This is a genomic window from Streptomyces sp. NPDC043427 (assembly GCF_056436655.1).
Window position 1 is genome coordinate 41,386 of the sequence record NZ_JBWKCC010000007.1, and the last position, 22,561, is coordinate 63,946.

23 protein-coding genes and 2 pseudogenes are annotated in these 22,561 nt (G+C 70.8%); 16 read left to right on the forward strand and 9 right to left on the reverse strand.

The genetic code is table 11. From position 1 onward, the window contains the following. Positions 1 to 18 precede the first annotated feature (18 nt). A complete protein-coding gene (locus AC067M_RS14735; RefSeq protein WP_478697372.1) occupies positions 19 to 1,017 on the reverse strand; it encodes a TAXI family TRAP transporter solute-binding subunit in 999 nt (332 codons plus the stop codon). A 273-nt stretch (positions 1,018 to 1,290) separates the two neighbouring features. On the opposite strand from AC067M_RS14735, the pseudogene AC067M_RS14740 reads away from it, so the two are divergent. After that, positions 1,291 to 1,488, forward strand: a pseudogene (locus AC067M_RS14740) (pyrophosphohydrolase domain-containing protein); the annotation flags it as partial. Between the two features lie 68 nt (positions 1,489 to 1,556). Here AC067M_RS14740 and AC067M_RS14745 read toward each other — a convergent pair. Next, complete coding sequence (locus AC067M_RS14745; protein ID WP_478697373.1) at positions 1,557 to 2,798, reverse strand: cation:proton antiporter; 1,242 nt, start codon at positions 2,796 to 2,798, stop codon at positions 1,557 to 1,559. A 4-nt stretch (positions 2,799 to 2,802) separates the two neighbouring features. Beyond that, a complete protein-coding gene (locus AC067M_RS14750; RefSeq protein WP_478697374.1) occupies positions 2,803 to 3,288 on the reverse strand; it encodes a cation:proton antiporter regulatory subunit in 486 nt (161 codons plus the stop codon). Positions 3,289 to 3,564: 276 nt separating this feature from the next. Between AC067M_RS14750 and AC067M_RS14755 the strand changes: the two are divergent. Both AC067M_RS14755 and AC067M_RS14760 read left to right on the forward strand, forming a co-directional pair. Next, positions 3,565 to 3,891 (forward strand): annotated as a pseudogene (locus AC067M_RS14755) (sensor histidine kinase); the annotation flags it as partial. Between the two features lie 46 nt (positions 3,892 to 3,937). Next, positions 3,938 to 4,597, forward strand: a complete 660-nt coding sequence (locus AC067M_RS14760) for a response regulator transcription factor (RefSeq protein WP_478697375.1) — start codon at positions 3,938 to 3,940, stop codon at positions 4,595 to 4,597. A gap of 75 nt (positions 4,598 to 4,672) precedes the next feature. On the opposite strand, the gene AC067M_RS14765 is transcribed toward AC067M_RS14760, so the two are convergent. After that, positions 4,673 to 5,866, reverse strand: a complete 1,194-nt coding sequence (locus AC067M_RS14765) for a CdaR family transcriptional regulator (protein ID WP_478697376.1) — start codon at positions 5,864 to 5,866, stop codon at positions 4,673 to 4,675. Between the two features lie 242 nt (positions 5,867 to 6,108). Between AC067M_RS14765 and AC067M_RS14770 the strand changes: the two genes are divergently transcribed. From AC067M_RS14770 to AC067M_RS14800, 7 genes are all read left to right on the forward strand, one after another. Further along, entirely contained in the window at positions 6,109 to 7,074 is a 966-nt protein-coding gene (locus tag AC067M_RS14770; RefSeq protein ID WP_478697377.1) for a substrate-binding periplasmic protein, read from the forward strand. Positions 7,075 to 7,083: 9 nt separating this feature from the next. Then, positions 7,084 to 7,866, forward strand: coding sequence for an amino acid ABC transporter permease (locus AC067M_RS14775; protein WP_478697378.1), 783 nt, complete (start codon positions 7,084 to 7,086; stop codon positions 7,864 to 7,866). After that, positions 7,863 to 8,657, forward strand: coding sequence for an amino acid ABC transporter ATP-binding protein (locus tag AC067M_RS14780; RefSeq protein WP_478697379.1), 795 nt, complete (start codon positions 7,863 to 7,865; stop codon positions 8,655 to 8,657). The genes AC067M_RS14775 and AC067M_RS14780 overlap by 4 nt, the downstream gene beginning before the upstream one ends. Beyond that, the gene (locus tag AC067M_RS14785) at positions 8,654 to 9,937 is read left to right on the forward strand and encodes an NAD(P)/FAD-dependent oxidoreductase (RefSeq protein ID WP_478697380.1); all 1,284 of its coding nucleotides are present in this window, start codon (positions 8,654 to 8,656) and stop codon (positions 9,935 to 9,937) included. The genes AC067M_RS14780 and AC067M_RS14785 overlap by 4 nt, the downstream gene beginning before the upstream one ends. A 116-nt stretch (positions 9,938 to 10,053) precedes the next feature. Then, positions 10,054 to 10,803 carry a PP2C family protein-serine/threonine phosphatase gene (locus AC067M_RS14790; RefSeq protein WP_478697381.1) on the forward strand — a complete coding sequence of 250 codons (750 nt, stop codon included), beginning with the start codon at positions 10,054 to 10,056 and terminating at the stop codon, positions 10,801 to 10,803. A gap of 76 nt (positions 10,804 to 10,879) precedes the next feature. Continuing rightward, on the forward strand, positions 10,880 to 11,254 hold the full coding sequence (locus AC067M_RS14795) for a VOC family protein (RefSeq protein WP_478697382.1): 375 nt from the start codon (positions 10,880 to 10,882) through the stop codon (positions 11,252 to 11,254). A 21-nt stretch (positions 11,255 to 11,275) separates the two neighbouring features. Beyond that, complete coding sequence (locus AC067M_RS14800; protein WP_478697383.1) at positions 11,276 to 11,554, forward strand: hypothetical protein; 279 nt, start codon at positions 11,276 to 11,278, stop codon at positions 11,552 to 11,554. 470 nt (positions 11,555 to 12,024) lie between these two features. On the opposite strand, the gene AC067M_RS14805 is transcribed toward AC067M_RS14800, so the two are convergent. From AC067M_RS14805 to AC067M_RS14815, 3 genes are read right to left on the reverse strand one after another with little or no spacing between them, the layout of a single operon-like run. Then, positions 12,025 to 12,423, reverse strand: a complete 399-nt coding sequence (locus AC067M_RS14805) for an aldehyde dehydrogenase family protein (protein ID WP_478697564.1) — start codon at positions 12,421 to 12,423, stop codon at positions 12,025 to 12,027. 3 nt (positions 12,424 to 12,426) lie between these two features. Further along, positions 12,427 to 13,134, reverse strand: a complete 708-nt coding sequence (locus tag AC067M_RS14810) for a ubiquinone/menaquinone biosynthesis methyltransferase (RefSeq protein ID WP_478697384.1) — start codon at positions 13,132 to 13,134, stop codon at positions 12,427 to 12,429. Then, positions 13,131 to 13,988 (reverse strand): UbiA prenyltransferase family protein, encoded by an 858-nt coding sequence (locus tag AC067M_RS14815; protein WP_478697385.1) that lies wholly within the window; start codon positions 13,986 to 13,988, stop codon positions 13,131 to 13,133. The genes AC067M_RS14810 and AC067M_RS14815 overlap by 4 nt, the downstream gene beginning before the upstream one ends. 336 nt (positions 13,989 to 14,324) lie before the next feature. Here AC067M_RS14815 and miaB point away from each other — a divergent pair, with 336 nt between their 5' ends. Next, complete coding sequence (miaB, locus tag AC067M_RS14820; RefSeq protein ID WP_478697386.1) at positions 14,325 to 15,863, forward strand: tRNA (N6-isopentenyl adenosine(37)-C2)-methylthiotransferase MiaB; 1,539 nt, start codon at positions 14,325 to 14,327, stop codon at positions 15,861 to 15,863. 94 nt (positions 15,864 to 15,957) lie between these two features. After that, positions 15,958 to 16,671, forward strand: a complete 714-nt coding sequence (locus AC067M_RS14825) for a class III extradiol dioxygenase subunit B-like domain-containing protein (protein WP_478697387.1) — start codon at positions 15,958 to 15,960, stop codon at positions 16,669 to 16,671. Between the two features lie 83 nt (positions 16,672 to 16,754). On the opposite strand, the gene AC067M_RS14830 is transcribed toward AC067M_RS14825, so the two are convergent. Both AC067M_RS14830 and AC067M_RS14835 read right to left on the reverse strand, forming a co-directional pair. After that, the gene (locus AC067M_RS14830) at positions 16,755 to 17,024 is read right to left on the reverse strand and encodes an antitoxin (protein ID WP_478697388.1); all 270 of its coding nucleotides are present in this window, start codon (positions 17,022 to 17,024) and stop codon (positions 16,755 to 16,757) included. A 25-nt stretch (positions 17,025 to 17,049) separates the two neighbouring features. Next, a complete protein-coding gene (locus AC067M_RS14835; RefSeq protein WP_478697389.1) occupies positions 17,050 to 17,367 on the reverse strand; it encodes a hypothetical protein in 318 nt (105 codons plus the stop codon). Between the two features lie 182 nt (positions 17,368 to 17,549). Here AC067M_RS14835 and miaA point away from each other — a divergent pair, with 182 nt between their 5' ends. From miaA to AC067M_RS14855, 4 genes are all read left to right on the forward strand, one after another. Next, positions 17,550 to 18,488, forward strand: a complete 939-nt coding sequence (miaA, locus tag AC067M_RS14840) for a tRNA (adenosine(37)-N6)-dimethylallyltransferase MiaA (RefSeq protein WP_478697390.1) — start codon at positions 17,550 to 17,552, stop codon at positions 18,486 to 18,488. A gap of 108 nt (positions 18,489 to 18,596) precedes the next feature. Further along, on the forward strand, positions 18,597 to 19,100 hold the full coding sequence (locus tag AC067M_RS14845) for a hypothetical protein (protein WP_478697565.1): 504 nt from the start codon (positions 18,597 to 18,599) through the stop codon (positions 19,098 to 19,100). 34 nt (positions 19,101 to 19,134) lie between these two features. Continuing rightward, positions 19,135 to 20,028 (forward strand): diaminopimelate epimerase, encoded by an 894-nt coding sequence (gene dapF / locus AC067M_RS14850; protein ID WP_478697391.1) that lies wholly within the window; start codon positions 19,135 to 19,137, stop codon positions 20,026 to 20,028. A 299-nt stretch (positions 20,029 to 20,327) separates the two neighbouring features. Continuing rightward, the gene (locus tag AC067M_RS14855; RefSeq protein WP_478697392.1) at positions 20,328 to 22,514 is read left to right on the forward strand and encodes a RelA/SpoT family protein; all 2,187 of its coding nucleotides are present in this window, start codon (positions 20,328 to 20,330) and stop codon (positions 22,512 to 22,514) included. Positions 22,515 to 22,561: the final 47 nt, after the last annotated feature.

The window sequence follows — 22,561 nt, forward strand, 5'->3', positions numbered from 1 at the left end:
GCGGCGGCCGCGGTGGTCCTACGGCTTCACGGAGCGGTAGTAGTTCCGGGCGCCCTTGTGCAGCTGGAGCGGGTCGGTGTAGATCGCCGTGCGCAGGTCGACGAGCTGTGCGGAGTGGACGTGCTGTCCGATGCCGTCCCGGCTCCTGATCACGGTCCGGGTCACCCACTCGGTGAGCCGGGGGTCCATGTCCGCGCGGGTGATCAGCAGGTTGGACACTGCCATGGTCGGCACGGCGACGCCGTTCTGGATGGTGGGGTAGGCCGACTCCGGCATGTTGGTGGCCCGGTAGTAGCGCGTGGCGTCGCCCTGCTTGTGGAGCTTCGCGACGACGGCGGCTTCGATCGGCACGAACCGGAAGGCGAAGTTGTTGGCGAGCGTCCTCACCCCGGCCGTCGGCAGGCCTCCCGACCAGAAGAACGCGTCGATCTCGCCCCGCTGCAGCCGGCCCGGCGCCGTGCCGATGCCGTCGGCCTCCGGCTCGATGTCCTTCTCCGCGTCGATGCCCACCGCGCTGAGCAGCCGGTCGGCGATCAGCCGTACACCGGACTCGGGCGGCCCTATCGCCACCCGCCTGCCCCGCAGGTCATCGAGGGACTTGATGGCCGAGTCGCGCGGCACGACGAGCTGTACGTAGTCGTCGTAGAGACGGGCGACACCGCGCAGTCGGTCGGCACCGGGCCCGTGCTTCAGCTCGTACGTCTCCACCGCGTCGGCCGCCGTGATCGCGAAGTCGGCCTCGCCGGCCGCCACGCGTGCGACGTTCTCCTGGGAGCCGTCGCTGGTCTGGAGCTTCACCGCCAGGTCCGGCATGTCCTCGTCGAGCGCGTTGCGCAGCCGACGGCCGTAGTCCTGGTAAACGCCGCGTGGTGTCCCCGTCATGACCGTGATCGTCCCGCTCGGCGGGTCCTCGCCCAGCGGCAGCAGCCACCACAGCAGCAGTCCGAGGGCGACGAAACCGGCGGCCGCACCCTGCAGGGCCCGGCGCCTGCCGATGCGGGGGAAGAATCTGGACATGGGCGCGATCCTGCCAGCCAGGGCGGGCTGCTGACCAGGGGAAGGCGGGCCTCACCTGGTCTCGGACGGTGCGACGGCACTGTCACAGGCGCTCGCTACCGGGTTTCATCGGCAGTGCATCGGCCTTGGCGCCGGTGTTGAAGCCGATCTCGTGACTGCGGGGCGGAACGCCGCAGTGGTGTTCCTGCGGAGCCGGACAGTGCGGCCACAGGGTGAGGCAAGGAAGGGATGTTCCCGGCGACATCGGGTGTCGCCTGTTCGTGCGATCACTGCGGCACGGCACTGGTCCACGGGATCGACCTCGACGCGGTGATCGCGGAGATCCACCGCTCCAACATGACCAAGCTGGGCCCCGACGGCCGGATAGCCCGCCGCGCCGACGGCAAGGTCCTCAAGGGGGAGCACTACGAGGCCCCGGACGTGTCGGCCGAACTGCGCCGCCAGGGGTGGGTGGCCGACGGCGCGGAGTGAGACGGCACGGAGTGAGCGGGGCGGCGGCGGGCGGCCGCCCCGTTGAGGCCGACGCCGCCCGCGCTTGCTCAGTCGTTCACGGACGCCTGCGTGCGTGATCCGGCGGATTCCGTGGGCGGCGGAGCAGGAGACGCGGCGTCCGTCGTACCGGCCGCGCGTCGCCGACCCCACCAGGCCGCGAGCGGCTCCGTGTACCGCGCGGTGAGCGGGCCCACGACGACGAGGATCAGCACGTAGGCGGTTGCCAACGGTCCCAGGGACGGCTCGATGCCGGCCGTGACGGCGAGACCGGCGATGACGATCGAGAACTCGCCGCGTGCCACCAGCGCGCCGCCCGTACGCCACCGGCCCTTGACCGAGATCCCGGCCCGCCGTGCCGCCCAGTACCCCGTGGCGATCTTCGTCGCGGCGGTGACGGCGGCCAGCGCCAGGGCGGGCAGCAGGACGGGAGGGATGCTCGCCGGGTCGGTGTGCAGGCCGAAGAAGACGAAGAACACCGCGGCGAACAGGTCGCGCAGCGGGCTCAGCAGGGTGTGCGCGCCCTCGGCGACCTCCCCGGACAGCGCGATGCCGACCAGGAACGCCCCCACCGCGGCCGACACCTGGAGCTGCTGGGCGACCCCGGCGACCAGGATCGTCAGGCCGAGGACGACGAGCAGCAGCTTCTCCGGGTCGTCGCTGGAGACGAACCGTGAGATGACCCGTCCGTAGCGCACCGCCACGAACAGCACGAGGCCCGCGACGCCCAGCGCGATCGCCAGGGTCACGCTGCCCGCGGCGAGACCGACGCCGGCCACCAGCGCGGTGACGATGGGCAGGTACACCGCCATCGCCAGGTCCTCCAGGACGAGGACGCTCAGGATCACCGGGGTCTCGCGGTTGCCCACCCGGCCGAGGTCGCCGAGGACCTTGGCGATGACCCCGGACGACGAGATCCAGGTGACGCCCGCCAGGACCACCGCGGCCACCGGGCCCCAGCCCAGCAGCAGCGCGGCGGCGGCGCCGGGCAGGGCGTTGAGTGCGCAGTCGACCAGGCCGGACGGATAGTGGGACTTGAGGTTGGAGACCAGGTCGCTCGCCGTGTACTCCAGGCCGAGCATCAACAGCAGCAGGATCACGCCGATCTCGGCGCCGATGGCGACGAACTCCTCGCTCGCGCCGAGCGGCAGCAGCCCGCCCTCGCCGAAGGCCAGACCGGCGAGGAGGTAGAGCGGGATGGGCGAGAACTGAAAACGGGCGGCGACCCGGCCGAGCAGGCCGAGGCCGAGGATGATGGAACCGAACTCGATCAGCAGGACCGCGGAGTGCACGCGATCACTCCCGCCCGAGTATCGCGGCGGCCGCGTCGACACCCTCACGGGTGCCGATGACGATCAGGATGTCACCGCCCGCGAGCCGGAAGTCCGGTGCCGGGGACGGAATCGCCTCCGCCCGCCGCAGCACCGCCACCACCGACGCCCCGGTCTCCGTGCGCATCCGGGTGTCTCCGAGCACACGCCCGTTCCAGCGGGAGGTCGCGGCCACCTCGACGCGCTCCGCGACCAGTCCCAGGTCCGAGGTGTAGAGCAGGCTCGCGCTGTGGTGCGACGGTTTCAGCGCGTCGATCAGCGAGCCAGCCTCGGCGCCGGTCAGCCGCAGGGACTGGGCGCAGGAGTCGGGGTCGTCGGCCCGGTACACGCTCACCGTGCGGGTTCCGTCCCGGTGCGCCACCACGGACAGGTGGCGGTGTTCTCGCGTCACGAGGTCGTACTGGACCCCGATACCCGGCAGCGGCGTCGCCCGGAGGCGCGGAGCAGACACGTTTCTTCCCCTTGCTGGTCGTCCATGTGACGCGTCGTTCGGCTGACGAGTCGTTTGTCTGACGCGCCGTCCGACCGATGTGTGGTCCGACCGATGTGCGGTGCGGCCGATGTGCGGCCCATCCGTCCGACGCGTCCTTCCTCAGGTGCCCCGAGCCGCCATGCTGCCATCCCCCCGTACGGTGACGACATGGGTGTCGTGACGGATGGACGGGGTCGGCGTACGGCGGAGAGGCTGGTCACGGCGGTGCCATGGACGCGATCGGAGAAATCGAAGACGGTGCGCCACGACTTCGCGGGGGACCTGCCCGCGCTGACCGGGGAGACGGAACTGGCGGTCTGCCGCGTGGCCCAGGAGGGCCTCACCAACACGGCCCGGCACGCCGGCGCCGGCCGCGCCGAACTCCGGCTCGGGCCGGCCCCGGACGGCGTCGAACTCCTCGTCCGCGACAACGGCAGCGGCCTCGGCGGCGCGAGCGACGGCGCCGGCCTCACCGGCATGCGCGAACGCGCCCTCCTGATCGGCGCGACGCTCACCGTGGAACCGGCACCGGGACGGGGCACGGACGTACGCCTGCGCCTACCGACCGGGGCTGGACGATGAGTTCGGGCACCCGCATATCCCCGCGCACGGCCTCCGGGAGCCCGTTGTGACACTCGACTCCCCGATACGCGTCCTGCTCGCCGACGACCACACCCTCGTACGCCGAGGAGTGCGCCTGATCCTCGACGGTGAACCGGACCTGACGGTCGTGGCCGAGGCCGGTGACGGTGCGGAGGCGGTCGAACGGGCCCGGGCCGGGGACATCGACCTGGCCGTCCTGGACATCGCCATGCCCCGCACGACCGGCCTCCAGGCGGCCCGAGAACTCTCCCGTCGCCTGCCCGACCTGCGGATCCTGATCCTCACGATGTACGACAACGAGCAGTACTTCTTCGAGGCCCTCAAGGCCGGCGCCAGCGGCTACGTCCTGAAGTCCGTCGCCGACCGTGACCTGGTCGAGGCGTGCCGCGCGGCCGTACGCGACGAGCCCTTCGTCTACCCGGGCGCGGAACGCACCCTCGTCCGCTCCTACCTCGACCGCCTCCACCGCGGCGACGGCCTGCCCGAGCGCGCCATCACCGAGCGCGAGGAGGAGATCCTCAAGCTCGTCGCAGAGGGCCACACCTCCAGGGAGATCGGCGGCCTCCTCCACATCAGCGCCAAGACGGTCGAACGCCACCGCGCCAACCTCCTCCACGAACTCGGCATGCGCGACCGCCTGGAACTGACGCGGTACGCGATCCGGGCGGGCCTTGTCGATCCGTGAGAATGCCGGTCGATCCGTGAGAAGGCCGTGTGTGCCCCGTAGTGGCGCGCCGACGAATGACCCGCCCGCGACGCGTCACCCGACCGGTCCGACTCCGCCGCCCAACCGGTCTGCCAGGCAGGCGAGATAAAGGGCCATGGTCGCGCGGTGTTCCCGGAGCGAGCGGCCGGTGAGTTGTTCGATCTTGTTCATGCGGTAGACGACGGTGTTGCGGTGGATGTGCAGGGCCGCGGAGGCGCGGACGAGGTTGAAGCCGGTCTCGCACCAGGCGGTGATGGTGTCGCGGAGGGCGGGCCAGTCGGGCTGGGCTCGTAGTTCGGCGGTGGTGAGGTCGAGCAGGCGGTTGCGGGCCGACTGGCTCACGGCAGCCAGGACCTGGTGGACGCGCAGGTCGGAGATCAGGTGGACGGGGGAGTGGCCGGGCAGCCGGGCGCCCAGGCGGAGCGCGTCGCAGGCGTCCTGGTAGGAGTCGTGCAGGGAGCGGACGGAGGTGCCCGCTTCGCCGATGCCGGCGTGGGCGGTGAGACCGTCCTGGGCGGCGATGACGTCGGTGATCCGTCGGCAGTCGGCGGCTAGGGAGGCCGGGGAGCGCTGCGCCGGGAGCCGGTGCAGGACGCCGATCCAGCCGGGGGCCGTGCCGGCCACGATGTCCTGGGGGTCGGCGAAGACCTCGCGGACCGTGCGGATCAGTTCCGAGCGGATCAGCGCCATGTCCCGGGTGGGGGCGCCCTGGCGCCGGGCGGCACCATCGGGCACGGTCACCTCGAACGCCACCGCGACCCGTCGCAGACGCAGGTCGAAGCCGAGTTCGGCCGCCCGGAACACGAGGAAGTCGCTCTCGACGACCTGGGGGTCGTACGAGGCGATGTCGGTGAGCAGTTTCTCGGCGGCGCGCTCGGCGAGCAGGCGGGAGCGCAGCATCACGGACTCCCGCAGCAGGATCTCCGTCTGGCGTTTGACCAGTAGCCCGAAGCGGCGCACCTGGGCGGGGGTGCCGGTGATGCCGACGGTCCCCACCGCCTGCCCGTCGGTGATCAACGGCAGGGTGACCCCGGGACGCACACCGCGCAGCAGCTGCGCCTGGGACGCGTTGTGCGTGGCGGGTTCCTTGGTGCGGATGACCTCGACGGACGCCTCGTGGAAGGTGCCGACGCGGCTGCTGTCGCCGCTTCCGATGACCATGCCGTCCCCGTCGGTGATCAGCACGTTGAAGCCGATCACGGCGGAGGTGTCCGCGGCGATCTCCTGCGCGAGTGACGGGCTCAGCACGGGGTCCTCCCGTCGGGGGAAGCGCTGGGGAGCCCGGGGAAACCCGGGGAAACCCGGAAAGGGGGCCGGGTGCTGGACGCACCGTACAGGCGATCGAGCGGTTTCGGCCCCAACTTCGTACGAAGTGACCGGTGACGCCCGGCGGGCGGGTCCCTAGCGTTTGGGCCCATCACATCCCCGCCGGGGGCACAGCTCGGTGAACGGCGGGTTCCTTCAGGCACCAGGACGGAAGGCCCAAGCCGATGATCCGTGTGCGTTCCCGAGTGCGTTCCCTCGTGTGCAGTTCGTTCGCGATCCTCCTGCTCTCCTCGGTCGCCGCCTGCGGTTCCGGCGACGGAGACGATGCCCCGACGAACGTGTCCGCGAAGACCGCGGCACTGGGCACCCTCACGCCCGGCGTGATCAAGGTGGCCGTACAGCCGTACGCCCCCTACACCAGCGTCCAGGGCGACAAGATCGTCGGCCTCGACGGCGACATCCTCACCTACGTGTCCAAGAAGCTCGGCCTCACCATAAAGCCCCAGGTCACCGACTTCGCCGGCATGCTCGCAGGGGTCCAGTCCCGCCGGGTGGACATCACCATCGGCGGTGTCGCCTGGAGCGCCGACCGGCAGAAGCAGGGCCTGTTCACCGACCCGCCCTACTACTCGCCCCCCGCGATGGCCGTGCGCAACGGCAAGACGTACAAGACGGTCGACGACCTCAAGGGCCTGAACCTGGGCACGGTCGAGGGCTACGTCTGGGTCAAGTCCATCCAGTCCGTGCCCGGCGCCGAGCTGCACGCCTATCCGGACGCCACCGGCGTCTTCGACGACCTCGGCGCGGGCCGCGTCGACGTCGGCTTCCTCGACCCGCTGATCATCATCGCGGCCCAGAAACAGCGGCCCGAGCTGAAGATCAGCACGGAGTACCTGACGCCCCCGACCCCGGCCCAGGTCAAGGCCAAGCCGGCCTATCAGTACTTCCAGCCGTACCAGACCGGCTTCTACCTCCCGAAGGAGGCGACCAAGCTGGAGCAGGCGATCTCCGCGCAGATCGACGCCATGTACAAGAACGGCGAGATGGCGAAGCTCGTCCAGAAGTACGGCGGAGACCCCGAGCAGTTCCTGAAGCCGGCCGCCGACGTGGCCACGGCGCGCCGCGGCGTGGACCGGCCCGACGACTGGACACCGCCATCCGCCGGCCGGCTCGGTCAGCTCGGCCAGTGAGGGGATGACATGTCCGGTCTCTATCTCTCCGCTGTCTTCCAGGTCCCCTGGTCCGACTACCGCGACGACCTCCTGGACGCCCTCGGCCGCACCCTCTCCTACACGGTCGTCAGCTTCGTGGGCGCCGTACTGCTCGGCCTGGCCGTCGCGCTGCTCAGGCTGAGCCGGGCCTGGCCCGCGCGTGCTCTCGCCGCCGTCTACACCGAGGTGTTCAAGAACGTCCCACTCCTGGCCATCATCTTCCTGACCTACTTCGGCCTGGCCTCCGCAGGGCTCCGGCTCGACGTGTTCACCGCCGGCTGCCTGAGCCTCGTCGTCTTCTACGCCGCCTACCTGTCCGAGATCTTCCGCTCCGCGATCAGCGGTGTGCACGACGGGCAGACCGAGGCCGGACAGGCGCTGGGCCTCGGCCGGGCCGGCATCTTCGGCCACGTCGTCCTGCCGCAGGCCGTCCGGCAGGCCCTGCCCGGAACCAACACCATGCTCGTCGACCTGCTGAAGTCGACCTCCCTGCTCGTCACCGTCTCCGCCGCCGAGCTGATGTCCGAGGGGCGGCTGATCACCTCGGCCACCTTCCGGGCGCTGGAGGTGTACCTCGTCATTTCCGCCCTCTACTTCGCGCTCTGCTACCCGCTCTCCCAGCTCCTGCTGCTCCTGGAGCGCAAGGTACGGGCGGGCGTCCCCCTCTCCCCCTGGCGACGACGGCGGATGCGGGCGGCCCGGGAACTCCTCGCGGCCGAGCTCGGCGCGGGCATCACAACAGACACCGAGCGGAAGGAGGCGGCGGCATGACCGAGCCCGTCACCAAGGCAGCGGCCGCCCCACCGGCCCGCACGGGCGCGGTCGTACGCATCGAGGGGCTGCGCAAGTCCTTCGACGGCCGACTGGTGCTCGACGACGTGAAGCTGGAGGTCGGCCGCGGCCGCATCGTGAGCGTCATCGGGCAGAGCGGCGGCGGCAAGACCACCCTGATGCGCTGCGTCAACCTGCTGGAACAGCCCGACCGGGGCACGGTCGAGGTGGCCGGCGAAGTGGTGCACAGCGGTGGCCGTACCGTCTGCCGCGACCTGCCCCGGCTGCGCCGCACCGTCGGCATGGTCTTCCAGCGTTTCCACCTGTTCCCGCACCTCACCGCCGTCGAGAACGTCGTCCTGGCCCAGCGCAAGGCCGGCGTTCCCGAGCGGGAGGCGCTGGAGGTGGCCGTCGCGCTGCTGCGCCGGGTCGGCGTGGCCCACCGCGGCCTCGCCCGGCCCGACCAGCTCTCCGGCGGGGAACAGCAACGCGTCGCCATCGCCCGGGCCCTCGCGCTCAGGCCGGAGGTGCTGCTCTTCGACGAGCCCACGTCCTCCCTGGACCCCGAGGCCACCCGGGAGGTCCTGAGCGTGATGCGGGAACTCGCCGCGGACGGCATGACCATGTTGCTGGTCACCCACGAACTGCCCTTCGCCCGCGAGGTGTCCGACCACGTCGTCTTCGTCGACGGCGGCCGCATCGTCGAGGAGGGCGCCGCGCGGGACGTCCTCGACCACCCCGCCCAGGCCAGAACACGGGAGTTCCTCTCCTCCTACGGATCGGCGTCATGACCGCCGCGCTCGGCGGCGAGGGGCCGGTCGTCGTGGTCGGGGGCGGCGTCGTGGGGCTGTGCACGGCGTACTACCTGGCCGAGGCGGGCCTCCCGGTGGAGGTCGTCGAACGGCGCGGCCTGGCCTCGGGGGCGTCCCGGGGCAACGCGGGCTGGATCTGCCTCAGCCACTCGACGCCGGTCCCCGCCCCGGGCGTCCTGCGCTACGCCCTGCGCTCACTGGGGCGGCCGGACTCGCCCCTGTACCTACGGCCCCTGCCCGATCCCGCGTTCGTACGATGGCTGTGGCGCTTCTGGCGCAGCAGCACACCGGCCGCCTTCCGACGCGGCTACGCGGCGATCGCCGAGCTGAACCACGACACCTTCGACCTCTTCGACGGCCTGCGCGAGGCCGGGGTGGACACGACCCTCACCCGCCCCGGCATGGTCCACGCCTTCCTCTCCGCGGCCGAGGCCCGCCACCACCTCGCCCTCCAGCGTCAGATGGCGGACGGCCGCTACCCGCTGCCCGACGACATCGTCACGGGCGACGAGGCCCGACTCCTGGACGACGCGCTGTCGCCCCGGGTGCGCGCGGCCTACCTCGTCGAGGGGGAGGGCGTCGTCGACCCGGAGGCCTTCGCCCGTGGCCTCGGCGACGCGCTCACCGCGGCGGGGGTGAAGGTCCGCGAGAACGCGGAGACCCTCGGGTTCCGCACCGCCGGGGGGCGCGTCACCACGGTACGCACCACGCAGGGCGACCTGCCCTGCGCGGCGGTCGTCATCGCGGCCGGCACCCGCTCCTCGCGCCTGCTGGGCGCGCTGGGACATCCGCTGCCCCTCCAGGCCGGCAAGGGCTACAGCTTCTCGGTGGGCCTCGACCCCGCGCCCCGCCACACGCTCTACTTCGGCGAGCGCAGAACCGTGGCCTCCCCACTCGGCGCGACCACGCGCATCGGCGGCACGATGGAGCTGAGCGGCAACAACAACCGCCTGGACTGGCGCCGCGTCGTCGCGGTCGCCCTCGCCAGCCGGCACTACCTGGGCCGCTGGTTCGACGACCCCGACGACCTGGTCGGCCTGATCCGCGATCCCTGGGTCGGAGGGCGGCCCTTCCTCCCGGACGGACTGCCGGTCATCGACCGCGTCCCCGGACACGGCAACGCCTTCGCCGCCACCGGTCACGGCATGCTCGGCGTCACCCTGGGCCCGGTCACCGGCCACGAACTCGCCGCGTACGTCCGCACCGGCCACCGCCCCAAGGCCCTGATGCCGTTCCGCTTCGACCGGGGGCGCTGGTGACGCCTGCCTCTCCGGCACACCTCGAAGCCGTCTCCGACATCCGCCTACCCTTGAGACATACCCGCCGCGTGGCGGTGCAGAAGTCCGTCGGCGTTTCCGGAAGGCGGTGGCACCGCATGTCGTACGTCGCTGTGAGCGCGCTGAGTCATCCGGGGCTGCTCCGCGAGCGGAACGAGGACAGCCTCGTCGCCGGGCCGTGGACGCTGTGCGCCACCGTGACCGAGAACCCGCAGGCGCTGGTCTTCCCGCTCGGAACGCCCCTCGTCGTCGCCGTCGCCGACGGTCTCGGCGGGCATCCTCACGGGGAGGTGGCCAGCGCCCTGGTCGTCCGTCGGCTCGCCACGATCGGCCCCGCCCTGACCGGCGAGGACGCCGTCCGAGAGGCTCTGACCGACTGCAACCGCGTCGTTTACGAGGCCGCCGGCGGCGACAAGGGGAGCGAGCTCACCGCCATGGGGACGACGGTCGCCGGATGTGTCATACGGTCCGACTCGCTGCTGGCGTTCAACGTCGGCGACAGCAAGGTCTTCACGGTCTCCCGCGACGGGATGCGGCAGGTGAGCGTCGACGACAGCGCTCCCCTGGAGCCCGGCATGCGCACCACGTCCCTCGTCACCCAGTGCCTGGGCGGCAGCACCAGCAGGCACGCCATAAGCCCCCATGTGACGGCCGCGCCCCTGGCACCGGGCGACCGCTACCTGATCTGCACCGACGGCCTGACCGACCCGGTGACGACGGACGTGCTCGCGGAGGTGATGCGGGAGCACGACGACGGCCGGGCCGCCTTCGAACTGTGGAAGGCCGCCATGGAGGCGGGCGGCCCCGACAACATCACGCTCGCGGTCCTGCGTGTCGCGGACGACTGAGCGGGTCCGGGGCCGACCGATGAGTTTCCCGCTCCCGGCCGGTCCTCAAGGTAAGGAAGCTGCCCGGGAGGCGATCATGTTCGGTACGACGAAGGCGTTCAGTGGGTTCTCGGTGGACGACATCGACGCGGCCAGGAAGTTCTACGGAGAGACGCTCGGGTTGCGCGTGTCCGATGAGAACGGCCTGCTGACCCTGCACATCGCGGGCGACCGGAACATCCTGGTCTACCCCAAGCCCGACCACACCCCGGCGACGTTCACGATTCTCAACTTCCCCGTCGACGATATCGAGGCAGCGGTCGACGAGCTGAGCAGGAGGGGCGTGAGCTTCGAGCACTATGACCATCTCAAGGCCGACGACAAGGGCATCTTCCGCGGTGGTGGCCCGCTGATCGCGTGGTTCACCGACCCCGCGGGCAACGTGCTCTCCGTCCTGCAGGAATCCGCGTAGGCGGGCCCCTACGGTGGAGGCATGAGTGAGATCGTCGTCTACGAGCTCGACCAGGCGCAGGCCACGGGCTCTCCCCCGGGAACGCCCGGCGATGCGCAGCGGCGCGTCCGCAGGGTACACGCGGCACCCGCCGCCCCGGGGACACCGGGCACGACGGGACCGCGGACCCTCTGCGGCAGGGACACCTTCGCCATGGAGACGGCCCGCTGGAAGCCCTCCGAACATCCCGGAGGGCCCTGGTACCCAGCGGAACACGCGTCCGTGGTCTGCCCCGACTGCGATGCCGTGATGGAGATCTGACCGGTTGTACCACTCGTCGGTCGCCGCGTCGAAACGCGCGTCGGTGCCCGAGGTGGCGAAGGAGCCGCCGCCGTAAACCCTGGAGCCGTTGGCGGTGATGCCCGTGGTCGCCGCCGGGAAGGCGATCGCGACGCCGTCGTCCGTGTTCTCACCGGGGGCGGCGGCCAGCAGCTCGGCGCGGCCGTCGCGGTCGGTGTCGACGAGCCGGACCTGGGCGCCGAACGCGTCACCGGCCTCGGCCGAGCCGGGTACGTTCGTCGAGTTCTGGTCGACACGTCGAGGGCTGCACCCGCGACCCAGCCCTTCTTGAGAGCGGCGTACAGCTCGGCCCTGGCCGTACAGGATGCACGGTCGAAGGCGGTCCGTATCTGGGGCACCGCCCCGGCCCCACCCCCGAAGCAGCGGTTCACCACGCACCAGGTTTTCCACGTATCCCGGGCGGAGGCACCCACGTCCCGGGCGCGCCGCTCCTACCCCTTGGCCCGTACGGTCCGGCCGCCCTCCACCGGGTAGTGCAGGGCCTGCAACTCGCAGAAGGAGTCGATCCCCTCCGCTCCGCACTCCCGCCCGATGCCGGAGTGTGCGAACCCGCCGAAGGGCGCTACCGGGTTGAACGGCGCGCCGTTGACCTCCAGTTGGCCAGACCGCACTCGTCGTGCCACGGCGCCGGCCCGCTCGTCGCTGCCGGACCACACGGAACCGTGCAGCCCGTAGCGCGTGGAGTTGGCCAGACGTACGACATCGTCGTCCCCGTCATGGACCATGATCGAGACAACCGGACCGAAGATCTCCTCCTGCGCCAGGTCCATGTCCTCGGTGACATCGCTGAAGACCGTCGGAGCGAAGTACAGACCGTCTGCTGCTGTCAGCCGTCAATTCGCCTTGGTGGCCCACAGAATGACGTTCGTACCGAAGAACTTCTTGCGCCACCCGATGTCCTTGAACCCGAGCCCGCGCAGCGCGCCGGCGATGCTCTGCGGTGACTCGAAGGCACGCGTACTGGATTCGAGATAGCTGTAGGACGATCGGTCGCGCGCCACGACCTGCCCCAGCAGCGGAACGATGACGCGCATTCCCCACTTCATGACGGGCTCCACCAGACCACTCGGAGGGCACGTTTCGAGGATCACGAGGCGGCCGCCGGGCTTGAGGACCCGGTGTTGTTCGCGGAGCACTCCCTCCAGGTCCTCGACGTTTCTGAGGAGATAGCCCTCGGTGATTCCGTCGAAGGACTCGCTCTCGAACGGCAGACTGGCCGCGTCCGCGTGCTGCCAGCGCACCGCGCCGGCCCCGGGCTTGGCCTTGGCCCGGCGCAGCATCTCCTCCGAGAAGTCGACGCCGGTCACCGTGACGGTGGGGTGTCTGCGGGCCGCCTCCAGAGCGATCACACCCGTTCCCGTGGCCAGGTCGAGCAGCTGTCCCCCCTTGGCGGGTGCGACGCGTGCGGCCACCTCCCGGCACCATTTCTCATGACGGCCGAGCGTCATGATGAAGTTCATCCGGTCGTAGTACCCGGCGATCTTCTGGAAGATCCCGTGCACTTCGGAGCCCTTGCCACGACGTGTGCGGTCACTCGTCACCTGTTCCGCCCTCCTCCACTGGGAACGCCCACCTCCGAATCAACCCGGGTGATGTGGTGACTCACCCTGGAGTCCGAACCGGACAGGTCCACCCCGGCCATGACCGCGACGGCGAGGATTCCGATCAGAGCCGTCCCGATTGATGGCCGCGCTCCGAAGAGCAGAAGGCTGAGAAATACCACGGACACATACATGTCCCGTTGGCCGACCAGGTTGTAGTCGATTGGCGTCCGGGCCCGGACGATGGAGATCATGTTAGCCACGGCCGGGATCACCATGACGCCCGAATACACCAGCCGGTCAGGTATATCGGTGAGCAGAACGAGCACCGGGAACGCGGCGTACACCAGAGTGGTCGCTGTGGCGGCGACCCAGGCGCCGGCGAGCTGTGACGGCAGGAGCGCCGGAATCGTCCGCAGCCCGGCCGCCTTGTCCCCTGCGTAGTCGGGGACATTCTTCATGATGCCCTTGGCGAAGTACCAGCAGAACAGGAACACCCCAAACGGATTGCTGATCAGCCCGTCCCCGAGTACCAGCCGCAGGGGGTTCTCGGCGTTCGGCTTGCCGAAGGTGTGGATGTCGGAGAGGACGACGTCAGCCGCGGTGCTCCGGTTGACGAAGACCATACGCTTGGGGCCGACGGCGAAGTACGAGAGTTCGCTGCCGTCCAGGGCGGCGTATTGGATGGCGTGCAGCAGGTTCGACCGCAGCCTGAGGATGTCCCGATCCCGGGCAGCCTTGATGAGTCGATGCGTCATGCCTGTTGCCGGGGGCGATCTTCCGGTCGGCGTGGATACAGCGACCGGAAGCTCTGCCGGTGACGGCGCCGGACATGGAGTCCGTATGGAATGCACCGGACGGACAGGGCGTCGCTCGCTGGAGCGGCCGTACCTTGCTCCATCCGGCGCGTACAAGTCGTACTTTCCGAGGTCCGGCGGAGCAACGCAGGTGGCAGGAAGATGTCGCGCGATCCCGGTGTCTCCCCGGGTTCCTGATATTCCAGCACTGTCCTGCGCACCATCCTGCGCTCCCTCTGGCAGGTGACCGCGGAGCACACGCGCCTCCAGGGCCTGCTGAGCCCGCCAAACGGCGCTGGGAACAGGAGCCCCTTGCACAGGTAGTGGCGGTACCGCTACGCGTCAGACACAAGGACTGCAGTTGCCATCTCAAGGAACGCCTACTCTTGAGGGATGACCAGCAGCAGCGACCGGAGTCTCGTGGTGGACGTTCAGGGAACCAAGACTTACGAAGTGCGCACCTACGGGTGCCAGATGAACGTCCATGACTCCGAGCGATTGTCCGGGCTGCTCGAAGACGCCGGGTACGTGCGCGCGCCCGAGGGCGCGGACGGTGACGCGGACGTCGTCGTCTTCAACACCTGCGCGGTCCGCGAGAACGCCGACAACCGGCTCTACGGCAACCTCGGCCGGCTCGCGCCGAAGAAGGCCTCGCGGCCCGGTATGCAGATCGCCGTCGGTGGCTGTCTCGCGCAGAAGGACCGCGACACCATCGTGAAGAAGGCGCCCTGGGTGGACGTCGTCTTCGGTACGCACAACATCGGCAAGCTGCCGGTGCTGCTGGAGCGCGCCCGCGTGCAGGAGGAGGCGCAGGTCGAGATCGCCGAGTCGCTGGAGGCGTTCCCGTCGACGCTGCCGACGCGGCGCGAGAGCGCGTACGCGGCCTGGGTCTCCATCTCCGTCGGCTGCAACAACACCTGCACCTTCTGCATCGTCCCGGCGCTGCGCGGCAAGGAGAAGGACCGCCGCACCGGCGACATCCTCGCCGAGATCGAGGCCCTGGTCGCCGAGGGCGTCTCCGAGATCACGCTGCTCGGCCAGAATGTCAACGCCTACGGCTCCGACATCGGCGACCGTGAGGCGTTCAGCAAGCTGCTGCGGGCCTGCGGAACGATCGAGGGCCTGGAGCGCGTCCGGTTCACCTCCCCGCACCCGCGCGACTTCACCGACGACGTCATCGCCGCCATGGCCGAGACACCGAACGTGATGCCGCAGCTCCACATGCCGCTGCAGTCCGGCTCGGACACGGTCCTGAAGGCGATGCGCCGCTCCTACCGCCAGGAGCGCTACCTCGGAATCATCGAGAAGGTCCGCGCCGCCATCCCGCACGCCGCGATCACCACTGACATCATCGTGGGCTTCCCCGGCGAGACCGAGGAGGACTTCGAGCAGACCCTCCATGTGGTGCGCGAGGCGCGGTTCGCACAGGCCTTCACCTTCCAGTACTCCAAGCGGCCCGGCACCCCTGCCGCCACCATGGAGAACCAGATCCCCAAGAAGGTCGTGCAGGCGCGCTACGAGCGTCTCGTCGCCCTCCAGGAGGAGATCTCCTGGGACGAGAACAAGAAGCAGGTCGGCCGCAAGCTCGACCTCATGGTCGCCGAGGGTGAGGGCCGCAAGGACGGCGCCACCCACCGCCTCTCGGGCCGCGCCCCCGACAACCGCCTGGTCCACTTCACCAAGCCGGAGCAGGAGGTGCGCCCCGGCGACGTGGTGACCGTCGAGGTCACCTACGCCGCCCCGCACCACCTCCTCGCCGAGGGCACCGTCCTCGACGTGCGCCGTACGCGCGCGGGGGACGCCTGGGAGAAGCGGCACGTCGAAAAGGCAGCGAAGGCGGCCGAGCCGGCCGGAGTCATGCTGGGGCTGCCCAAGGTCGGCGTCCCCGCGCCGCTCCCGGCCGTCACGGGCAGCGCCTGCGGCTGCGACTGAGGTCCACTCCGGGGCCGCCGCCGGTGCCGGACCTGGACCTGTGGCTCTCGGTTCGGTTGCCTGCCGGATCGCGTACGGGGTTACCCTGCCGATCATGCTTGTCGCTGCCGCAGTCTGCCCCTGTCCGCCCCTTCTCGTGCCCGAGGTCGCCGCGGGGGCCGCGCCCGAGCTGGACGCCGCGCGTGCCGCCTGCACGGACGCGCTCGGGGTGCTTGCCGCCGCCCGGCCCGACCGGCTCGTCGTCGTCGGCCCCGCCGAGGAGAGCCGGCGGGGCCCGCACCCGGAGGGCACGCGGGGCTCGTTCCGCGGCTTCGGCGTGGACCTGGACGTACGGCTGGGCCGGAACCCGGGCGGTGCGTCCGAGCGCGAGCTGCCGCTCTCGCTCGCCGTGGCCGCGTGGCTCCTCGAACGGACCGGTTGGTCCGACGCCCCGATCGAGGGGCTCGGCGTCGGCGAGCCCCTCGCGCCCGAGCGGTGCGCCGAGGCCGGCCGGGAGATCGGTGCCCAGGCCGGACGGGTGGCCCTCCTGGTGATGGGCGACGCCAGCGCGTGCCGGACGTTGAAGGCGCCGGGCTACCTCGACGAACGCGCGGCGCCCTTCGACGCGGAGGTCGCGCGGGCGCTGGGTGCTGCCGACGTGGAGGCCGTCGCGGCACTGGACCCCGACCTGGCCCAGGAGCTGAAGGCATCGGGGCGCGCCGCCTGGCAGGTGCTCGCGGGGGCGGCGGAGGGCGCGGGGCTCTCCGGCGCGCTCCTGTACGAGGACGCGCCGTACGGCGTGGGGTACGTGGTGGCGGCCTGGTCGTAGACGCCCCGTCGCACCCCGACACCGGAACGGCGGACGGCCGCGAGCCCCTGTGGGTCGCGGCCGTCCGCCGATCGATGTGTCGTTCAGGATGTCGGCGGTGGCGAGTCGGGCGGTGTGGTGGGGGCGCCCCGCGTCGTGTCACCGTCTTTGTGCGCGAGACGGTCCATGGCGCCCTTGGCCTTGTCGGTGCTCGTCCGGATCTTGCCGCTGTACTTGTGCCCGGTCTTCTCGTCGACGACCTTCGCGGCCCTGTCGAGGCCGTGGTGAACCCGGCCCTCGTGCCGCTGCGCGAGGTCGGAGACCTTGCCCTTGGCCGGGCCGAGCTTGGCCTTCATGGTGTGGAACAAACCCATGGCTCACCTTCCCACGCGGGGACCGTCAGGTACGGGCGCTCTCGTCGGCCTCGCTGTCGGCCGCCTCACCTGCCGACTGCTGCTTGGGGATCTCGACGCCGTCGGTAGCGGTGGCCGCCGGGGTCTCGGCGGCTTCCTCCGAAGGGTCCTCGGCGTCGGCCTCGACCTCGGTCTCGACCTTGGTCGATTCCTTCGCCTGGGTCGGCTGCTCGTCGGCTTCGGCCGTCTCCCCCGCGGGCTCGGCCGCCGTGGGGTCGGCCTGCGCCTCGGCGGTCTGTGCGGCTTCGGCCGACGTCTCCTCCGTGGCCTTGGACCTCCGGAAAAGTCGCGCAAAAACGCCCATATCAACTCCATACGTTACTCGTGCGGACGAAATCCCGCGTCGCCCGGTGCGTCTGATCACGCCGCCCGGGTCGCCGCCCCTGCGAACCGGCGGCGGGAAACCTCGCAACGGGCAACGACCCCGGACCCGTGTCGTCACGTAACTCGTTCGAGGCAGTGCGTGACGTTTGGGAGACTGGTGCGGTGAGCAGTGCACCCCCCGCCCCCCGTGTCATCGCCGTCGTCGGACCCACCGCGGCCGGAAAGTCCGATCTGGGCGTATTCCTGGCCCGGCAACTCGGCGGCGAGGTCGTCAACGCCGACTCCATGCAGCTCTACCGAGGGATGGACATCGGAACCGCCAAGCTGACGCCCGAGGAGCGCGGCGGCGTCCCGCACCACCTCCTGGACATCTGGGACGTGACCGTGACGGCGTCCGTCGCCGAGTACCAGCGGCTCGCCCGCGAGCGGATCGACGCGCTGCTCGCCGAGGGCCGCTGGCCGATCCTCGTCGGCGGCTCCGGTCTGTATGTCCGCGGCGCCGTCGACAACCTCGAGTTCCCCGGCACCGACCCCGAGGTCCGGGCCCGGCTGGAGGAGGAGCTCACGCTCCGCGGCTCCGGCGCGTTGCACGCCCGGCTCGCCGCCGCCGATCCCGAGGCCGCGCAGGCGATCCTGCCCAGTAACGGCCGCCGCATCGTCCGCGCCCTCGAAGTGATCGAGATCACCGGCAAGCCCTTCACGGCCAACCTCCCCGGCCACGACTCCGTCTACGACACCCTGCAGATCGGTGTCGACGTCGCCCGCCCCGAGCTCGACGAGCGCATCGCGCGCCGCGTCGACCGCATGTGGGAGGCCGGACTGGTGGAGGAAGTGCGCTCCCTGGCGGCGCACGGGCTGCGCGAGGGGCGTACGGCCTCGCGCGCGCTCGGCTACCAGCAGGTGCTGGCCGCGCTGGCGGGGGAGTGCACGGACGACGAAGCGCGCGCCGAGACCGTCCGTGCGACCAAGCGCTTCGCGCGCCGCCAGGATTCGTGGTTCAGGCGCGATCCGCGGGTGCACTGGTTGAGTGGGGCGGCGGCGGATGTCACGGAACTTCCTCACCTCGCTCTGGCATTGGTCGAACGACCGGTTACAGCCTGATCACGTCATGGCATCGGGACGCTCAGGCCGCCATTCGTGCCTCCGGTGCCGTGCCATCATCGAGCTTCGATCGACCAAGTGGAGTCCGAGTTGGGAGGGCGCGTGGCGATGGAGGCCGGCCCTCGCGACACCGCACAGGACACCGAGCCCGTCACCATCAGCGGTGGTGAACCGGAGCCGGAGGACGTGCGTCTGAGCCCTGACGGGCCGGACGACACCCAGGGTGGTGTGACCGCCGACGGTCCCGAACCCGAGGAGATGTTCGCCGGCGGGCCCGAGGTCGAGGTCGAGCTGCGCCCGCAGCGCCGGCTGCGGATCTGGCAGCTCGCGCCCATCGTGGCCCTGGCCGCGATCGGCTCCCTGATGTTCGCCTTCCCGCTGGCCTTCGACTTCGGTGACAGCGGCGCCGTGATCGCCATGCTGGGGCTGCTGATCAGCTCCTGTGCGGCCGGCTGGGGAATGACGGCCGCACGCCGCGTTGGTTACACGTGGCCCGGGCTGTCCCAGCGGGGCTCCGGACGCCGCCCGGACTGGCGGGTCGTGCTGGCGTACGTCGTCGTGGTCGCCGCGGTGGTCGTGCTGGCCGTGTGGCGCGTGGCCCGGCTGCGCTGACCTGCCTGTCGTAGGGGCACCGTACGATCGAGGCATGAGCACGCGGATCGCTTTCCTCAAGGGGCATGGCACCGAGAACGACTTCGTGATCGTCCCGGACCCCGAGAACGCCATCGACCTGCCGCCCGCCGCCGTCGCCGCGCTGTGCGACCGCCGCGCGGGCATCGGCGGTGACGGACTGCTGCACGTGGTGCGGTCCGCCGCGCACCCCGAGGCCAGGGAGATGGCGGCCGAGGCGGAGTGGTTCATGGACTACCGCAACGGCGACGGCTCGATCGCGGAGATGTGCGGCAACGGCGTGCGGGTCTTCGCGCGCTACCTCCAGCGCGCCGGGCACGTGACCGAAGGGGACATCGCGGTCGCCACGCGCGGAGGAGTGAAGCGCGTCCACATCGCCAAGACCGCATCCATCAGCGGCTCCGCCGCGGGTGACGTCACCGTCGGCATGGGCAGGGCACGCCTCCCCGAAGGGGACGTCACGGTGAGCGTCGGCGAGCGCAGCTGGCCCGCGCGGAACGTGAACATGGGCAACCCGCACGCAGTGGCCTTCGTCGACGACCTCGACCACGCCGGCGACCTGTACACCCCGCCGCCGTTCAGCCCGGCCGCCGCTTACCCGGACGGGGTGAACGTCGAGTTCGTCGTCGACCGCGGCCCGGCCCACGTCGCGATCCGCGTGCACGAGCGCGGCGCCGGCGAGACCCGCTCGTGCGGCACCGGCGCGTGCGCCGTCGCGGTGGCCGCCGCCCGCAGGGACGGCGTCGACCCGACCGTCACCGGAACCCCGGCGACGTACACCGTGGACGTCCCCGGCGGACGCCTGGTGATCACCGAGCGGCCCGACGGCGAGATCGAGATGACCGGTCCCGCCGTGATCGTCGCCGAGGGCGAGATCGCCCCCGAATGGCTGGAAACATCGCTTCGTTGACCGGGCCGACGGCTTGCAATCCCAGGTTCCGGCGCCCCTGTGGTTCACAAGACGACCTCCGGGGCCCGGATGAGGGTTCGACATGACGGAAGGTCCCAGGTCACGTGGCGCAAAAGCGTAAACATTAAAACCGTCGCTCGATTGGGTGATCCGTTTCACGCTCGGCGAGAGGCGGTCAGTCGCACGTGATGGGCTCGGTAGCATCAAGCACCGGCCCGGACGGGGGAATCGTTGCCATCCCCTGAGCCGTGCCCGCCATGGGGCACCCCGTTCGCCGGTCCACGCAGCCGGAGGTGCCCATGAGTGCGGAGGCCACGAATCCCGCGAGCCCAGGCCCGGTAGCAGGCGCGATGACGCCGGCCGTGCCCCGACGCAAGGCCCGCGCCAGGATCGACCTGCGCCGCCTGGGCCGGGTCGCGCTGCTCGGCTCCCCCTCCCGTGACCGGCTGCCCGACGCGATCGGCCATGTCGTCGAGGCCCACCGCGCCCACCACCCGGACGCCGACCTCGAACCGCTGCGCCGCGCCTACGTCCTGGCCGAGTCCTCGCACCGCGGTCAGATGCGCAAGAGCGGTGAGCCGTACATCACGCACCCGCTCGCCGTGACCCTGATCCTCGCCGAACTCGGCGCCGAGACGACCACCTTGACGGCGTCCCTCCTCCACGACACGGTCGAGGACACCGACGTGACGCTGGATCAGGTACGCGAGCAGTTCGGCGAGGAGGTCCGCTACCTCGTCGACGGCGTCACGAAGTTGGAGAAGGTCGAGTACGGCGCGGCCGCCGAGTCCGAGACCTTTCGCAAGATGCTCGTGGCCACCGGCAGCGACGTCCGCGTGATGTCGATCAAACTCGCCGACCGGCTGCACAACATGCGCACCCTCGGTGTGATGCGCCCCGAGAAACAGGCCCGCATCGCCAAGGTGACCCGGGACGTCCTCATCCCGCTCGCCGAACGGCTCGGCGTCCAGGCACTCAAGACCGAGCTGGAAGACCTCGTCTTCGCGATCCTGCACCCCGAGGAGTACGAACACACGCGCGAGTTGATCGCGGAGAACGCCTCCCGTGCCGACGACCCGCTCGCCGAGTTCTCCGAGGCGATGCGCGCGGTGCTGCGCGACGCCGACATCCCGGCCGAAGTCCTCATCCGGCCACGCCACTTCGTCTCCGTCCACCGCGTGTCCCGCAAACGCGGCCGGCTGCGCGGAGCGGACTTCGGGCGCATTCTCGTGCTGGTGAACGAGGACGCGGACTGTTACGCCGTGCTCGGAGAGCTTCACACTTGTATGACGCCGGTCGTCTCGGAGTTCAAGGACTTCATCGCCGTCCCCAAGTTCAACCTCTACCAGTCGCTGCACACCGCCGTCGCCCGTGAGGACGGCCAAGTCGCCGAAGTCCTCATCCGTACTCACCAGATGCACAAGGTCGCCGAGGCCGGCGTCGTCGCGCTGGGCAATCCCTACGCTCCTCCTTCGGAGGAGCAGACCGTGTCGAGCGACGGCGAGCGCGTCGACCCCACGCGCCCCGGCTGGCTCTCCCGCCTCCTCGACTGGCAGAAGGCCGCCCCCGACGCCGACACCTTCTGGTCCACCCTCCGCGAGGACCTCGCCCAGGACCGCGAGATCACCGTCTTCCGGCCCGATGGCGGCACGCTGGGTCTGCCCGAGGGCGCGACCTGCGTGGACGCCGCCTACGCACAGTACGGCGAGGACGCGCACGCCTGCATCGGCGCGCGGGTCAACGGCCGCCTGGCGACGCTCAGCACCGTCCTGAAGGACGGTGACACCGTCCAGCTCCTCATGGGCCAGGACGACCCTGCCTCCGAGCCCTCCAGAGAGTGGCTGGAGCACGCCCACACACCCGCCGCCCGGATCGCCATCCAGCGGTGGCTCGCGACGCATCCGGGGTCGACGGGGACGGACGCGGAGGAGAGCGCGCCGGATCCGGACGCGACGTCGGCCCCGGCGCACGCGACGGCCGAGACACCCTTCAGGACGACTGAGGCACCCGACGGCTCCGCCGCGCGACCCGGCACCGCGAACGTAGTGGTCGACCAGCCGGGCGCCACCGTCAGGCTCGCCGGCTGCTGCACGCCCGTACCGCCCGACGAGGTCACCGCCTTCTCCGTGCGCGGGGGCGTGGTGACCGTGCACCGCGTGGAGTGCGCCGCGGTGGCGCGGATGAGGAACGCGGGGCGCGCGGAGGTCGGCGTGCGCTGGGGCGACAGCGCCGAGTGCCGGGTCACCCTGGTCGCCGAATCGTTCGGTCGCCCCCACCTGCTGGCCGACCTCACCGAGGCCATGGCCCTGGAGGGCGCCGAGATCGTCTCGGCCACGGTCGAACCCCCGAGCCAGCAGCGCGTACGCCACACCTATACCGTGCAACTCCCCGACGCGGCGCACCTGCCCGCCCTCATGCGGGCCATGCGGAACGTACCGGGCGTGTACGACGTGAGCCGGGCGCAGCATCACGCGACGATGCCGTGAGCCTGCAAGGGCGTAGACGTGAGCGTGTGTCGCCGTGGACACGCAGC